The sequence below is a fragment of the Umezawaea sp. genome (assembly GCF_057122925.1).
The window spans coordinates 24,830-39,224 of sequence record NZ_DBNGPQ010000114.1; the positions used below are offsets into that span (position 1 = coordinate 24,830).

The 14,395-nt window shown below is 73.6% G+C and carries 14 protein-coding genes; 8 read left to right on the plus strand and 6 right to left on the minus strand.

The genetic code is table 11. The annotated features are described in order from the left end of the window. Positions 1 to 3 precede the first annotated feature (3 nt). Positions 4 to 1,137 (minus strand): hypothetical protein, encoded by a 1,134-nt coding sequence (locus AC156L_RS26370; protein ID WP_330875156.1) that lies wholly within the window; start codon positions 1,135 to 1,137, stop codon positions 4 to 6. A gap of 331 nt (positions 1,138 to 1,468) precedes the next feature. Here AC156L_RS26370 and AC156L_RS26375 point away from each other — a divergent pair, with 331 nt between their 5' ends. Beyond that, on the plus strand, positions 1,469 to 1,930 hold the full coding sequence (locus AC156L_RS26375; RefSeq protein WP_330875157.1) for a hypothetical protein: 462 nt from the start codon (positions 1,469 to 1,471) through the stop codon (positions 1,928 to 1,930). A 49-nt stretch (positions 1,931 to 1,979) separates the two neighbouring features. Here the strand turns inward: AC156L_RS26375 and AC156L_RS26380 are convergent, their stop codons facing one another. Beyond that, positions 1,980 to 3,140, minus strand: coding sequence for an alpha/beta hydrolase family protein (locus AC156L_RS26380; RefSeq protein WP_330875158.1), 1,161 nt, complete (start codon positions 3,138 to 3,140; stop codon positions 1,980 to 1,982). Between the two features lie 239 nt (positions 3,141 to 3,379). Between AC156L_RS26380 and AC156L_RS26385 the strand changes: the two genes are divergently transcribed. The 3 genes from AC156L_RS26385 to AC156L_RS26395 all read left to right on the plus strand — a co-directional run bounded on the left by AC156L_RS26385 (position 3,380) and on the right by AC156L_RS26395 (position 5,546). Continuing rightward, positions 3,380 to 4,228, plus strand: coding sequence for an LLM class F420-dependent oxidoreductase (locus tag AC156L_RS26385; protein WP_330875159.1), 849 nt, complete (start codon positions 3,380 to 3,382; stop codon positions 4,226 to 4,228). Between the two features lie 235 nt (positions 4,229 to 4,463). Continuing rightward, entirely contained in the window at positions 4,464 to 5,081 is a 618-nt protein-coding gene (locus AC156L_RS26390) for a TetR/AcrR family transcriptional regulator (protein ID WP_330875160.1), read from the plus strand. A gap of 33 nt (positions 5,082 to 5,114) precedes the next feature. Continuing rightward, positions 5,115 to 5,546, plus strand: coding sequence for a hypothetical protein (locus AC156L_RS26395; protein WP_330875161.1), 432 nt, complete (start codon positions 5,115 to 5,117; stop codon positions 5,544 to 5,546). Between the two features lie 36 nt (positions 5,547 to 5,582). On the opposite strand, the gene AC156L_RS26400 is transcribed toward AC156L_RS26395, so the two are convergent. Beyond that, complete coding sequence (locus tag AC156L_RS26400) at positions 5,583 to 6,602, minus strand: NADP-dependent oxidoreductase (protein ID WP_330875162.1); 1,020 nt, start codon at positions 6,600 to 6,602, stop codon at positions 5,583 to 5,585. Positions 6,603 to 6,731: 129 nt separating this feature from the next. Between AC156L_RS26400 and AC156L_RS26405 the strand changes: the two genes are divergently transcribed. Further along, positions 6,732 to 7,556, plus strand: a complete 825-nt coding sequence (locus tag AC156L_RS26405) for a helix-turn-helix domain-containing protein (RefSeq protein ID WP_330875163.1) — start codon at positions 6,732 to 6,734, stop codon at positions 7,554 to 7,556. Positions 7,557 to 7,611: 55 nt separating this feature from the next. Here AC156L_RS26405 and AC156L_RS26410 read toward each other — a convergent pair whose 3' ends face one another. Next, positions 7,612 to 8,205 carry a DUF4232 domain-containing protein gene (locus tag AC156L_RS26410; RefSeq protein WP_330875164.1) on the minus strand — a complete coding sequence of 198 codons (594 nt, stop codon included), beginning with the start codon at positions 8,203 to 8,205 and terminating at the stop codon, positions 7,612 to 7,614. A gap of 377 nt (positions 8,206 to 8,582) precedes the next feature. On the opposite strand from AC156L_RS26410, the gene AC156L_RS26415 reads away from it, so the two are divergent. Then, positions 8,583 to 10,061: an amidohydrolase family protein gene (locus AC156L_RS26415; RefSeq protein ID WP_330875165.1), complete on the plus strand. Its 1,479-nt coding sequence runs from the start codon at positions 8,583 to 8,585 to the stop codon at positions 10,059 to 10,061. 34 nt (positions 10,062 to 10,095) lie between these two features. On the opposite strand, the gene AC156L_RS26420 is transcribed toward AC156L_RS26415, so the two are convergent. Continuing rightward, the gene (locus AC156L_RS26420; RefSeq protein ID WP_330875166.1) at positions 10,096 to 10,548 is read right to left on the minus strand and encodes a hypothetical protein; all 453 of its coding nucleotides are present in this window, start codon (positions 10,546 to 10,548) and stop codon (positions 10,096 to 10,098) included. A gap of 223 nt (positions 10,549 to 10,771) precedes the next feature. On the opposite strand from AC156L_RS26420, the gene AC156L_RS26425 reads away from it, so the two are divergent. Together AC156L_RS26425 and AC156L_RS26430 are read left to right on the plus strand one after the other, a co-directional pair. Further along, on the plus strand, positions 10,772 to 11,941 hold the full coding sequence (locus tag AC156L_RS26425) for a 4-hydroxybenzoate 3-monooxygenase (protein ID WP_330875167.1): 1,170 nt from the start codon (positions 10,772 to 10,774) through the stop codon (positions 11,939 to 11,941). A gap of 17 nt (positions 11,942 to 11,958) precedes the next feature. After that, complete coding sequence (locus tag AC156L_RS26430) at positions 11,959 to 13,602, plus strand: methyltransferase (RefSeq protein ID WP_330875168.1); 1,644 nt, start codon at positions 11,959 to 11,961, stop codon at positions 13,600 to 13,602. On the opposite strand, the gene AC156L_RS26435 is transcribed toward AC156L_RS26430, so the two are convergent. Continuing rightward, the gene (locus AC156L_RS26435; protein ID WP_330875169.1) at positions 13,599 to 14,363 is read right to left on the minus strand and encodes a GAF and ANTAR domain-containing protein; all 765 of its coding nucleotides are present in this window, start codon (positions 14,361 to 14,363) and stop codon (positions 13,599 to 13,601) included. The two genes, AC156L_RS26430 and AC156L_RS26435, sit on opposite strands and share 4 nt — an antisense overlap. Positions 14,364 to 14,395: the final 32 nt, after the last annotated feature.

A 14,395-nucleotide genomic window follows, 5' to 3' on the forward strand; every position in this document is an offset into this window, starting at 1 on the left:
GCGCTACGAGCGCGACCGCACGGCCAGGTACACGGCGCGGACGGCCAGCGTGCGTTCCACCTGTTCCACGACGGGCGCGAAGAACTGCTTGCGGTGCTCGGCGTCGCTCATCGAGATGACCGCGAAGTACATGCTCCCGAACCCGGCGAACAGGGTGGCGTTGCGCAGCAGCGCCACGGGAACGGTGGGCAGCCACCGCGCGTACGCCACCGGTCCGCCGATCCACTGCTCCGCGGTCTCGGGCAGCACCACGATCAGGCCGAGCACCACGAAGAACCCGAACAGCGCGAACCCGACCACCGCGGCCTGGACGAGCTGGCGCAGGGCGAGCATCAGCAGCAGGTTGCGCAGCTGGCGACCGGTCAGCTTCCCGGCCTCCACCGGTTCGGTGGGCGACACCCCCGCCAGCGGGGTGCCCTCGCACGCGGCCGACAGCACCGAGGGGCTCAGGTCGTGCTCCACGCGGCCGATCTCCTCGCGCAGGCGGGCCGCCGCGGCGAGCACCGTGAGCGCCACGAACAGCGCGACGATCAGGCTGAGCCGCGGCCAGTCGAGCCGGTTCATCGCCTGCCACAGCTCACCGGTGAAGAAGAGGAACAGCGTCACGAACAGCAGCGGCGGCAGCGCCCGGCCCAGCAGGTTCACGCTGGTGCGCAGGTCCTGCACCGTGTGGCGCACGGCGGCCTTCAGCAGCGGCACGAGCCCGTAGGTCGCGCCGAGCCCCGTCGCGGCGAACATCCCGGCGAAGAAGAGGGCGAGCTGCACCGGATCGCTGTCCGGGGTGTCCTCGATGGCCTCCTGGAGGACCGGCACCACCACGGGCACCAGGGCGTAGCCGACGAGGACCGCGATCGTGCGGTTGCGGGTGAAGACGGGCATCCGCCGCACGAACAGCGACAGCACGGCCGACACGGCGACCGTGCTGGCCAGGATCACCCCGAGCAGCACCCACCGCCCGTAGCCCGCGGCACCGAGGGGCACCAGCCACACGAGGCTGGCCACGGCGACGAACGCGAGCGTCGGCAACATCCTCAGCAGCACGTGCGAGAAGAACCCGTAGCCCTCGATCATCGTCGGCGCGCCCTGCTGGACGAACCACCGCTCGGTCCGCCGCACCAGGGGCTGCGGAGCCGTCATGCGCCGGAACACCCACCGCTCGTGCCGCCGCGTGGACGCGACCCCACCTCATCGTTCACGGCGCCAAGATAGCGATCTTCGAGCCGGTGCCGCCCAACAGGTCCCGCGGTCACGGCGTTGGTCCTCGCCGTCGCGTCCGGGGACCGGACCACCGGCCGGTCGCCACCGCGGACCCGACCCCCTGGGCGCGGGCTCCGCGATTCTGCGCGGATTGGGCGGGTGCTGGATCCACGGCCGCGAGGGTGTTGTCACGGCCGCTCGGACGCGGCGGACCCGGACACCGGCGAGAGCTGGTCGAACGGGTGAACCCCACGCGCGAAAAGAGGATGAGGTGAAGGCAATCAGAACGGCACTGGTCGCGGTGGCGACGCTGTTCGCCCTGGGCTCGACGGTGCTCGTCACCGTGCCCGCGGCGTCCGCCGGAACAGCGACGACGTCAGCCGTGGCACCGGAAGTGGCACCTCCCGCCCCGATGGCCACCCCGGCGGGCTGCGACGGTTTCAACCTGCCGAGCGCCACCCCGGTCTACTTCGCGAGCTACGACCCGTGGCTGGGGTTCAACGCCTGCACCCAGTGCGACTGGGACGCGACGTTGATGGCGTCCTTCGGCTACCGCACCTGGTGCTGGGAGACCGTCCGCGACGGCCAGCGAGCCGAGCTGTGGCTCGGATCGATCGTCCAGCTCGGCGGTGCCGGGGAAGTGGAGCGGTTCACCAGGGCCACCGAGGACCAACTGGCGGACCTCCGTCGCGCCGCCGCCGACGGCCGCGGGGAGCACCTGGGCGCCCGGTGAGGTCGAGCGCCTGCTCAGGACGTCCCCGGCCGTCCCGAGCAGGCGCCTCCTACTCGCAGGTCGCGGGTGCCACGGAGCAGAACTTCAGCTCCGGGTAGCGGGACGAGGGTCCGTTCAGCAGGCGTCGCGGCTCGCCGCGCAGGTGCTCGTCGAAGAAGGCCCCGGTGTAGGCCCTCGTGATCGCCGAGACGCGGGTCGCGGGCAGTGCGGCGCCGGTGTCGAGGCCGAGCTGTTCGGCCAGCAGGCCGACGTCGGTGAACGAGGCGTGCACGGCACCCGTCACGACGAGCCAGCGCTTCCACCCGGTCAGGTGCTGCCAGTCGCGCTCCCAGCTCGCGGCGGCGCCGCCGGTGCCGGGGGTGTACTGCGCCTCCCTGCCCAGGAAGAGGAACGGCCGCGGCAGGCCGCTGTCCGGGATCGCGGTCTGGGTGGTGCCGTCGACGTCGATCCCGGCCCGCAGCCGAGGGTCGGCCAGCAGGGCGGTGATGGTGCTCGCGCCTCCCGCGGAGTGGCCCGCCATCGCGATCCGGGACGGGTCGATCAGCCGGGCACCCCGCCACGCCGGGTCCGGACCGGTCAGCTCGTCGAGCACGAACGAGACGTCGGCCGCCCGGCCCGCCCCCAGCGCGTCCCAGAACGCCGGGTCGTGCGGGACCTCGCAGGACGCGCACGTGGTGACCCGCCCGTCGGGGAAGCTCGTGCCGACGCTCTCGTACGTGTGGTCGACCGCCGCCACCACGTAGCCGTGGCTCGCGAGGTCCTCGGCCAGCGAGGTGAGCGTGGCGCGGGACTTGGTGTAGCCGGGTGAGAGCACGACGAGCGGCAGCCCGTGCCACCGCCCGGCGGGCGGGGCGTCGGCGACGGCGTTGGTCCGCGTCGTGCTCAGCACGTCGAGCGGCACGCCGGTGATCCCGCCGTCCGCCAGCAGGAGTTCCGACTCCTCCGGCGTCATGTACCGGGCTCGCGGCCCGGCCGAGGACGACGCCGGGTACCAGAGGCTGACCATCAGCTCCCGCGCCCCGGCCTCGGGGACCCAGGGGTCGGGGCGGGAGGTGTCCGTCAGGTGCAGCGAGGTCGTGCCGACCGGGTGGCGGCCGGTCGGTTCGGGCAGGTGCGGCGCGGTCGCGGGCGTGGCCGCCGCGGACGTCGTGACGGTGAGGAGTCCGACGACGGCGGCGGCACCGCCGTGCCGGATGAGGCGTTGGAACACGGTTCGGGTCCCCCTGGGATCGGTTCGGTCGGGCGCCGCGAACGCTAGGCGCGCCCGCGGGTCCGCCGCGTCGGTCGGCCGGGGCATTTCCGGTACCGCGTCGGGATGACGTCGGGGTTCCGTCATCCTCGCGGCGTAGTCGACGGCCGTTGACCGAAACGAGAACGTGTTCTAGTTTGAGGGCGTCGCCCGGACGGCCGACCACCGGTGGGCCGACAGCGCGAGAGGCGGGGCACCCCATGCGGCACGGCATCGTCCTGTTCACCAGCGACCGCGGGATCACGCCGAGCGCCGCGGCGAGAGCGGCCGAGGCCGCGGGGTTCGACAGCTTCTCCGTGCCGGAGCACACGCACATCCCGGTCAGGCGGGAGGCCGTCCACCCCGGAACCGGCGACCGGACGCTGCCCGACGACCGCTACTCGCGCACGCTCGACCCGTGGGTCAGCCTGGCGACCGCCGCGACCGCGACGAGCCGCATCCGCCTGGCCACCGCGGTCGCGCTGCCCGTGGAGTCCGACCCGATCACGCTGGCGAAGACGATCGCGACGCTGGACCACCTCTCGGGCGGCCGGGTCACGCTCGGCGCGGGTTTCGGCTGGAACACCGACGAACTCGCCGACCACCACGTGCCCGCGGGGAAGCGGCGCTCGGTGCTGCGGGAGTACGTCGAGGCGATGCGGGCGCTGTGGACGCAGGAGGAGGCCTCCTACGCGGGCGAGTTCGTGAGCTTCGGGGCCTGCTGGGCGTACCCCAAGCCGGTGCAGCGGCACATCCCCCTGGTGATCGGCGCGGGCGGTGGGCCGAGGACGCTGGCGTGGATCGCGGCCAACGCCGACGGCTGGATGACCACGCCGACCGAGCGGGACGTGCCGGAGAAGATCGCGCGGCTGCGCGGGGAGTGGGCCGCCGCGGGTCGTGCGGGCTCACCGGAGGTGCACGTGCTGGCCACCGCGAAGCCGACCGCCGAACTGCTCGCGTCCTGGGAGGACGCCGGTGTCACGGAGGCGGTGTGGGGCCTGCCGGACCGGTCGCCCGAGGAGGTCGAGGCCTTCGTGGCCGGGCTCGCCGGACGGCTCGGGATCGGCTGAACCGACCGGGTCGGTCCACAGGGGACTCAACGGGCGTCGTCAACGCGACCACCACGCTCTCGCGGGTGCCGGGCGCCGGCCTCGCGGGCGTGCCGATCAGCGTCGTCGGCTCCTGCGCCGCCCCGTGCCCGCCGGGGATCGCGCTCGTCCCGCTCGGCGCGGTGCGCGTGGTGTTCGCCAGGGACGTGCGGCAGCTCCTTGTTTCGATACAGGTCTGCACTGTATTGTAATTGGCATGGGAATCGATGACCGCGCTCCCGGCAGACCGCGGAGCAGGGAGGCCGACGCGGCGATCCTGGACGCCGCGCTGGAGCTGCTGGTCGAGCGCGGCGCGGAGGCGGCCAGCATCGAGCAGGTCGCCCGGAGGGCCGGGGTCACCCGAGCCACGGTCTACCGGCGGTTCCCGGACAAGACCCGGCTCCTGGTCGCCGCGGTCGAGGCCGCCTACGGCAACCCCTCGCGGAGCCCGGAGATCCGCGACGTCGAGCAGCTGGTGGCCGGGTGGGGCCTCGTCCTCGCCGACCAGGGGCAGCGCCGTCTCCTGCGCCGCCTCTACGGGGCGATCGAGGACAACCCGGAACTCGCCCGCGCCTACCAGGACCGGTTCGGCCGCCACCGCGACGACGCCCGTCGTGCCGCGCTCGCCCGCGCCCGCGACCGGGGGCAGCTCCCCGCCGACAGCGATCCGGACGTCCTGCTGGACGTGCTCACCGGTGCGGTGTGGCAGCACCTGGCCGTCCGGCCGGACACCAGCACGGCGGACGAGGTCGAGGGGTACCTGCGCGCCGTGCTCCACCAGCTCGGCTACCGGCCCGACGCGGACCGGCGCCCGCCGGTCACGGGCGACCGGTAGCCCCCCGAACACCCGAGGACGAGGAGAAACGCCGTGCCCGCAGCCACCGTCGAAGCGCAGGAGCGAAGCAGGGCCTTCGCCCGCGTCATCGGCCCCTACGTCGCGACCTTCACCACCGTCTACGCGATCCGCCTCCCCGGAGGGCTGGACATCGTCGACGACCTGTTCGCCCAGCCCGCCCTGGTGCTGCTGCTCGGCGCCCTCATGCTCGGCGCGGGCCTGGTCGTCATCGGCGGCCACCGCAGCTGGCGCGGACCGCTCGCGGTCACCGTGTCGCTGTTCGGCTGGTTCGTCGCCCTGCGGGGGTTCCTGCTGATCGTCGCCCCGGCGGCGGTCGAGTCGGGCGCCCAGGCCACCCTGCTCTCGCCGACCGGGGTGGTCCTGGCCCGCGTCCTCTTCGGCGCGCTGGCCGTGATGGGCTTCCTGCTCACCTGCGCCGGGTGGTTCACCAAGCCGACCGCGTGAGCCCGCACCGGCGCGGTGGTCACCCGACGTCGGCGCCTACCCGATCCGCGCGATCATCTTCCCCGTCACGCGGCCGTGGAACATGTCCTGGAACGCGAACGGGATGGTCTCCAGCCCCTCGACGACGTGCTCGGCGTAGCGGGCCTCGCCGGACGCGACCGCCGGGGCCACCTCGGCGAGGAACTCCGGGTAGGCGTCGACGTGGTCGGGCACCGAGAAGCCGCGGACGGTGAGGTCCTTGTACAGCACGGCCCGCATCAGGTCCGGCAGGCGGTCCGGCCCCTCGAACCCGCCCGTCCGGGTGATCTGCGCCATGACGCCGCCCACCGCGAGCCGGGCGCCGGGGTTCAGGTGCGGCAGCAGCGCCGCCACCATGGGCGCGCCCACGTTCTCGTAGACCGTGTCGATCCCGTCGGGCACGGCGCGGGCCAGCTGCTCGGGGAAGTCCGGTGCCCGGTGGTCGACGGCGGCGTCCACACCCAGGTCCTCCAGGAGGTGGCGCGACTTCTCCGGCCCGCCCGCCACGCCCACGACCCGGAGACCCCTGAGCTTCCCGATCTGGGTGGCGGCCGAGCCGACGGCACCCGCCGCGGCGGTGACGACGAGCGTCCCTCCCGGCTTCGGCGTGACGATCCTGGTCAGCCCGACCCAGGCCGTGAGGCCCGTCATGCCCAGGATGCCGAGGTTCGCGGTCAGCGGCGCCGACCGGGGGTCGACCGGCCTGAGGTCGGAGCCGTCGGACACCGCGTACTCCTGCCACCCTGACGTGCTCGCGACGTGGTCGCCCACCGCGAACGCGGGGTGCTCGCTCGCCTCGACGACCGCGATCGTGAAGCCGAACACCAGGTCGCCGATGTCCAGCGCGGGCTGGTCGCTGTTGGCGTTGCCCATGATGATCCGGTTGTAGGGGTCGAGGGACACCAGGACGTTGCGCAGCAGCACCTGCCCCCGCGCCGGTACCGGCACCGGCCGCTCGACGACCTCGAAGTCACCCGGCCTCGGGTCTCCCTGCGGCCGGGCCGCCAGGACGATCCGCCGGTTCACGCGCTTGCTCATGGAGGTTTCCTCTCGTGCGGCTTCCCCCTCCAGTAACCGCGCCGGGAGCGGATCCAGCCAGGGTGCCCGCGTTCCCCGGTTGTGGCAGCACCCCCTCGGGATCGGCTCCACGCGGGCACAATCGGTGGTGTGAGCGACAGGCGGAACCAGCTGGGGGAGTACCTGACCGCGCGCCGCGGGCTGGTCACGCCCGAGCGGGTGGGCATCCCCGGAGGCGGTAGGCGGCGGGTGCCGGGGCTGCGGCGCGAGGAGGTCGCGATGCTCGCGGGCATCAGCGCCGACTACTACCTCGGGCTGGAGCGCGGACGGGACCGCAACCCCTCCGTGCAGGTCCTGGAGTCCCTCGCCCGCGTGCTCCAGCTCGGTGACGAGGAACTGGCCCACCTGCTGGGCCTGGCCTCCGACAAACCCCGGCGCACGCGCCGCGAGCCGGTCGTGGAGACCGTGCCGCCCGGTGTCGCCGCCCTCGTGGCGAGCCTGCCGCACCCGGCGTTCGTCGAGGGCCGCTACTTCGACGTCCTGGCCTCGAACCCCGTGGCCGTCGCGCTCTCACCGCGCCTGCGGGTGGGCGGGAACCAGCTGCTCGACGTGTTCCTCGACCCGGAGGAGCGGGCGCTCTACCCGGACTGGGAGGGCACCACCGACTGCTACGTCTCCAGCCTCCGGCGGGCCATCGGGTCGGACACCGACGACCCGCGCCCCATCGAGCTGGTCGGGGAGCTGACCCTGGCCAGCGCCCGCTTCCGCGAACTGTGGAACAGGCACGACGTCAGCGTGCAGCGCGGTGCGTGGTACGTGATCGACCACCCTGGGGTCGGCCGGATGAAGCTCAACCGCGAACGGCTGGGCGTCAGCGGGAGCGCGGGTCCGCACGTGGTCGTCTTCCACGCGGAGGCCCACTCGCCGGAGGCCGACGCGCTGGAGCTGCTGAGGATGACGGCGCTCACGCCCTGAGCACCGTGCCACCCCCGACCCCTGCCGACCGCCCGGCCCGCTGTCGTCGCGGGGCTCAGCCCGCCTGGGCGACGGCGGCACCGACGTAGGTGCCGGGGTGCGTCGCGCCGTCCTGGAGCACCACGTTGCCGAGCGTCCACACGAAGGCCTGCGTGTCGGTCGTGTTCGGCGGCGTGACCTGCAGCGAGGAGACCTCCCAGCCGGACGCGTCGGTCGTGGGCAGGTACGTGAGGTAGCTGGTCGCCGCCGTGCCGGGCGCCAGCGTCAGCGGCACCACCGGGTCGTCGGTGCGGCTGAGGTCCCACGTCCTGCCGTCGGCACCGCCCAGCCGCACGCCGGGGAAGCCGCGCAGGACGCAGTCGGTCGCCCCGGAGTTCACCATCGTCAGCGCCACCCTCGACTGCGTCCTGTCCGACGGCAGCGGCTCCCCGACCGTCACGGTGACCTGCCGGCAGTCCTGCGCCGAGGTGGACCCGGCGGTGCCGCCGGTGAGCGCCTTGGCGCCGCTGGTGGGGGTGGAGGAGGTGGCGCTCGGCCCGTGGGTCCGGCCGCCACCGCTCGACGCACCCGTGGAGCAGGCCGACACGGCGGCGACGGCCGCCACGGCCACGATCGCGGCGGAACCCCTGACAACCATCGTGCTGCGCATGGCACATCCCCTTTGAGCGTCGTGATCGAACCTGTGCGGGAGAAGATGTTCGAGAACCCGGTTCGGATGCTTTCGAGTGATATGGATCACGCCGGACAACTTCTCCTGGTTCAATTCGTCGGTAGTGCGTCCGTGCAGCTCAGGGGATTCCGAATAGAGGTTTCGGCGATCAGCCCGTCTCGAATGATGCGATGAGATCGGGGCGGACGCGGCGCATTGGTGCTCTCCGGGTAATTCGACGGAAAATAGGGTGTGAAAACTCGTCAGCCGGTTCTCGCGCCGTCGCCACGGGGTCCCGGCGGCACGTGATCCGCGATCCCGAAGTACATTCCGAACACCGGGTCCCCCCCGGCCGCGCCGGCGAAAGGCACAGGCACATGACTGACATCGTCTTCCGTCGCGGCCGGGTCGTGGACCCCGCCTCCGGTCACGACGCCGTCGCGGACGTGCACGTCCGCGACGGCCGCGTCGAGGCGGTCACCGCCGACCTCGGCCCGGTGGAGGGCGCGACCGAGATCGACGCGGAGGGGCTCGTGGTCGGGCCGGGCTTCGTCGACCTGCACAGCCACGTGCACTCCGTGGCCGGGCACCGGCTCCAGGCGATGGACGGCGTCACGACCGCGCTCGACCTGGAGGCCGGTCTCATGCCGCTGCGGCGCGCGTACGCCGACGCGGCGGCCGACGGGCGTCCCCTGAACCACGGCTTCTCGGCGTCCTGGACCGGTGCGCGGGCCAGGGTCCTGGCCGGGGTCGAGCCCGACGCGAGCCGCGGCGGGATGCTGTCCGTCCTCGGTGTGCCCGCCTGGCAGGCGACCTCCACGCCCGAGCAGCTCGACCGGTGGCTGGGCGTGCTGGAGGGGGAACTGGCCGACGGCGCGCTGGGCATCGGCGTGCTGATGGGGTACGCGCCGCACTCGGACCCGGCCGAGTTCGTCGCGGTGGCCCGCCTGGCCGCCCGCGCGGGCGTGCCCACCTTCACGCACGTGCGGGAGATCGTGGAGGCGGACCCGTCGACCCCGGTCGACGGCAGCGAGGAGATCGCGGTCGTGGCGGCCGAGACGGGGGCCGCCATGCACCACTGCCACGTGAACAGCACCTCCCGGCGGCACGTCGACCGGGTGCTGGCCACCCTGGACGGGGCTCGCGCCGCGGGCTCGCGGGTCACGGTGGAGGCCTACCCCTACGGCGCGGGCAGCACCGGCGTCGGCGCGTACTTCCTCGAACCGGAGCGGCTCGCCCGCTGGGGCATGACCCCGCGCGACATCACGATCCTGCGGACCGGTGAGCGCGTCGCCGACGAGGCGAGGCTCCGGGAGCTGCGCGCCACCGACCCCGGCGCGGCCTGCGTCCTGGCGTACCTCGACGAGGACAAGGCCGTCGACCGGGAGCTGCTCCTGCACTCGCTGGCGTTCCCGGACTCGATCGTCGCCAGCGACGCCATGCCGGTGGTGTGGCCCGACGGGACCAGCGAGAGCCTCCGGTGGCCCCTCCCCGCGGGCGGGAGCACCCACCCGAGGACGGCGGGGACGTTCGCCAAGTCGTTGCGGCTCATGGTCCGCGAGACGGCGACGTGGACGTGGTCGGAGGCGTTCCGGAGGTGCTCCTACCTCCCCGCGCGCGTCCTGGACGACGTGGCCCCCGCGATGCGCGCGAAGGGCAGGCTCTCGCCCGGCGCGGACGCCGACGTCGTCGTGCTGGACCCGCGGTCGATCACCGACAACGCCACCTACTTCGACTCGGTGCGCCCCTCGACCGGCGTGCGGCACCTCCTGGTCGGTGGCACCCCGGTGGTGCGCGACGGGGTGCTCGACCCGACCGCGTTCCCCGGCAGGCCCGTGCGGGGCGAACCGCGCTGAGCACGGCCGCGGCGCGCGGACCCTCGTGGTGGGGTCAGCGCAGCCCCTCGGCCACCTTCCGCAGGCCGTCCTTGATCAACCGCCCGTACTCGTCGTCACCGAGGGCGTCGATCGTGGCCCGCGCCTCGTCGAGGTGCTCGCGGGCGCGGTCGAGGTCGCCCAGCTTGCGGTAGCACTCGCTCAGGTTCAGGTGCAGCGACGGGTACAGGCCCGCGACCGTGAGCGGCACCCCGGCTTCCGCCACCCGCTCGTCGGTCAGCAGGGCGACGGCCGCCAACGCCCGCAGGTCCCAGACCAGCTCCTCGCGCACGTCGTCCTGCACGTCGGCCATCGAGTGCGCGAGCGTGCAGACGTGCAGGGGATCACCCCGCTCGCCGCCGATCTCCTCCCAGAGCCGCGCGAACGCCAGCCGAGCGGCGTCCCGGTCACCCCCGTGGCCGAGCTGCGCCGCCTCGCCGATCCGGACGAGCGTCGGCTCCGTGATCATCGGCAGTCCCCCCGGTCCCGTTCGCGGCGAGGATCGTACCGACCCGCCGGTCGCGGGTGCCACCCCCGCCGGCAGGCGCGAGCGAGACGGCCGCACACGATGGAGTGATCATCTTCTCGGCGGCGGCGAGCCGGCTGGCACGCGCGTCGGCCGGTGAGGTCCAGTGCTGCCGCACAGGGACCCGCCGCGGCGGCGTTCGGGAGCGGAGAAGGGACCGGAAGGCGTGGTCGACCACACAGCCGTGCTCATCGTGGGCGCGGGGCCGGCGGGGCTGGTGCTGGGCAACCTGCTGCGGGCGGAGGGGATCGAGACCCTCGTCGTCGAGCGGGCCGAGGCGGAACGGGTGCGCGCCAGGGCGAGAGCGGGGTTCCTCGGCCCGCACAGCGCCAGGGTGCTGGCGGAGCACGGGCTCGGTGCCGGGATGCTCCACGGAGGACGGTCGCACGGAACGTGCGCGTTCCGCGACGGGAACGGCGAGTTCGAGCTGGACTACGCCCGGCTGGGCCGCGGCGAGTCGCACACGGTGTACCCGCAGCAGGACCTCGTCACCGACCTGATCGCGGAGTACCTCGACCGGGGCGGCGAGCTGAGGTTCGGCGTCACCGCCACCGCCGTGGACGCGCGGACGGCCACGATCGCCTACCGCGACGCGACCGGCACCGGCCGGCTGAGCGGCCGGTTCCTCGCCGGGGGCGACGGCGGCAACGGCGTGACGCGGCGGGCCGTGCCCGCGGCGGCGGCCCGGTACCGCCAGGACCACGGGGTGGCCTGGCTCGCGGTGCTCGCCGAGGCCCCGCAGAGCATGGCGGCGGTCACCTACGCCGTCCACGACGACGGGTTCGCCGGCCACATGGCGCGCAGCCCCGAGGTGACGCGCTACTACCTCCAGGTACCGCCCGACGACGATCCCCTGGCCTGGACGGACGACCGGGTCTGGGCCGCACTGGACACCCGGATGCGGACCGCCGAGTTCGGCCCGCTGCGCCGCGGCAGGATCACCGAACGCCGGATCGTGCACCTGCGCTCCGAGGTCGTCGACCCCCTCCAGCACGGCCGGATGTTCCTCGTCGGCGACGCGGCGGGCGCGATCAGCCCGGCGGCTGCCAAGGGCGCCAACCTGGCGATCATGGAAGCCGAACTGCTGGCCCGCGCGCTCGTCGACGCCCTGGTCCGCGACGACCACGCCGCGCTCGCCGCGTACTCGCGCACCTGCCTGCCGCGCATCTGGCGGGCGCAGGAGTTCTCGCGCTGGATGATCGAACTCCTGCACGCCCCCGCGGCCGGCACCGCCGACGCGGCCTTCCAGCACGCACTGCGCCGCGCCCGGCTCGACGGCCTGCGCGACTCCCGCGCCCACCAGAACCTCTTCGCCGAGAACTACACCGGCATCTGATCGAACGGGGAACCACCATGATCACGACAACACCACCGCTGCTCGCGACAGCCGACCTCGTCCGCGTCAGCGCGGCGATCGACCTGCTCGGTGCCAACGACACCGCGTCGGTCCTCGCCGCGGCCCTGCCATCGCTGGACGAGGAGCACCGCGCCACCCTGGCGGGGCACGTCACCGTCGACCACGTCGCACTGCTGGTCTTCCCGGACACCCTGGAGGGACTGGCCGACGAGCTGGCCGCGCGGGGGATCCGGACCGGCGCGATGACGCCGAGCGTGGTCGTCCGCGAACGGCTGAGCAGCCGGTACGGCGTACCGCAGCACGAGCTTGAGGTCGGCATCCTGCGCGCCCCGATCGCCGACCGCACCGGTCTGCCGCGCGAGCTGGAGATCTTCGCGGTGGCGACGCCACCGGGGCTGGAGCACATCGCCGAGGACGAGCGCGAGCACGGCAGGGAGAACCACGTCGCGCTGACAGTCCGGCGACCCGATCCGGTGCTGCTGAGCGGACTGCGCGCGACCATCGCCACCGCGATGCGCCCGGACGGCGGCGGCCACAACGGCTACGAGAACTCCACCGTCCTCTACTTCCGCGACGCGCACGGCACCGACCCGGCGTTCCACAGGCTGGAGCTGGTCTGCGCGGGCCGGTTCCCGAGCCTGCTCGCCACCCACCGGCGCGAGTCGTGCGCGGGCACCGCGCTGCTGCACCTGTTGACCGGGGCGTGGGCGACGCAGGCCATCGCGACCGCCGCCGAACTCCGGCTGCCCGACCACCTCGCCACGATCGACGACCTGCCGGGCCTCGCCACCGCCACCGGGGCCGACGAGCACAGCCTTGGCAGGCTGCTGCGCTACCTCGCGGCGCTCGGCGTCGTGCACACGTCGGGAGACCGCCACGGCCTCACCGAACTCGGCGCGCTGCTGCGCTCCGACCGCACGGGCTCGATGCGCCCGCTCGCGCTGATGTACGGCGGCCCGTTCTACCGCTCGTTCGCCGCGCTGCCCGACGCCGTCCGCAGCGGCGGCGAGTCCTACGCGAAGGTCTTCGGCGCCCACCACTTCGAGCACATGGCGGCCGACCCGGACCTCGCCGAGCTGTTCCACCGGTCGATGGCCGCGGGCGACGCCATGTTCGAGGGCGTCACCGGGGTCTTCGACTTCTCCGGAGCGCGCACGGTCGTCGACGTGGCGGGCGGCAACGGTGAACTGCTGCACCGGGTCCTGTGCGCCAACCCCGCGCTGCACGGCGTCCTGATGGACCGCCCGCACGCGCTGGCCGCGGCGCGGACGCGACTGGCCGACGTCGCCGACCGCGTCACCCTGGTGCCCGGCGACTTCACCGAGTCCGTTCCCGGCACCGGTGACGTCTACCTGCTGTCCCGCGTGCTGCACGACTGGGACGACGAGCGGTGCCGCGCGATCCTGGCCACGGTCGCGCGGGACGTGCCCGCCCACGCCGACCTGCTGGTGCTCGAACGCCTGCTCCCGGAATCGGGGGCCGTCGACTCGCTGGCCGTTCCGTGGGACGTCCACATGCTGTGCAACACCGGGGGGCGCGAGCGCACCGCCTCCCACTACCGGGCGCTGCTGGCCGACGTGGTCGAGACGCACGCGCTGCCGCTGGACGCGCACCTCGTGCACGCCCGCCGCCGCGGCTAGCGCTCCAGCCGCGCCGGTGCCGAGGCCGTCGTGACGCCGTGGTGGTCGAGCGCTTCCCGCAACCGGCCCTGCTCGTGCGCTCCCACCAGGTCGGACGCGATGTCCCGCAGCTTGCGGTTGGACGTCTGCGACGCCGTGCGCAGCAGGGCGAAACCGCCGTCGGTGTCGCAGGAGAAGTGGCGCATCAGCAGGCCCTGCGCCAGACCGATGGTGTGGCGGGTGCTGAGCGCCGTCGTCAGGTGCCGCACCATCCGCCCGCTGCGGTGCAGCACCTCGATGTTGTCGAGGGCGACCCCGGCGTGCAGGGCGATCAGCATGATGACGTCGTAGGAGTGCTCGGTGAACCGGCGCGGTTCGCGGGACAGCAGGGTCACCGCCGCCGCGGGCGCGCGTTCGGTGGGCAGGGGGAGCACCAGGCAGCCGCGGTGGCCGTGCGCCGCCAGCCCCGAGGAGAACCGCGGCCACCGCTGGTCCTCGGCGGTGTCGTCCAGTCGGCGCGGCTCGCCGTAGCGGAGCACCTCGTGGATCGGGTTCTCGTCGGTCGCGACGGTGAGCGGCGCCTGGCCCGTGCTGACGGCGACCTCGAAGCCGTCGTCGCTGCTGACCGCCAGGAACGCCAGGTCGCAGCCCGCCACGCTGGCGACCAGGTGGTCGGTGAACCGGCGCGCGACCGCCTCGTGGTCCTCGTCCTCGACCAGCCTGGTCATCTCCGCCAGCTCGGAGGCCAACTCCGGCACCGAGACATCCGGTTTGGTGGTCATCAACGCACTCCTCGGCGGTGCGGCCCGCCGAT

Coding starts and splice junctions, on each gene's coding strand:
- AC156L_RS26385 (WP_330875159.1), top strand. CDS start 3,380: ATGCGGCACGGCATCGTCCTGTTCACCAGCGACCGCGGGATCACGCCG.
- AC156L_RS26370 (WP_330875156.1), bottom strand. CDS start 1,137: ATGACGGCTCCGCAGCCCCTGGTGCGGCGGACCGAGCGGTGGTTCGTC.
- AC156L_RS26400 (WP_330875162.1), bottom strand. CDS start 6,602: ATGAGCAAGCGCGTGAACCGGCGGATCGTCCTGGCGGCCCGGCCGCAG.
- AC156L_RS26410 (WP_330875164.1), bottom strand. CDS start 8,205: ATGCGCAGCACGATGGTTGTCAGGGGTTCCGCCGCGATCGTGGCCGTG.
- AC156L_RS26390 (WP_330875160.1), top strand. CDS start 4,464: ATGGGAATCGATGACCGCGCTCCCGGCAGACCGCGGAGCAGGGAGGCC.
- AC156L_RS26435 (WP_330875169.1), bottom strand. CDS start 14,363: ATGACCACCAAACCGGATGTCTCGGTGCCGGAGTTGGCCTCCGAGCTG.
- AC156L_RS26430 (WP_330875168.1), top strand. CDS start 11,959: ATGATCACGACAACACCACCGCTGCTCGCGACAGCCGACCTCGTCCGC.
- AC156L_RS26415 (WP_330875165.1), top strand. CDS start 8,583: ATGACTGACATCGTCTTCCGTCGCGGCCGGGTCGTGGACCCCGCCTCC.
- AC156L_RS26420 (WP_330875166.1), bottom strand. CDS start 10,548: ATGATCACGGAGCCGACGCTCGTCCGGATCGGCGAGGCGGCGCAGCTC.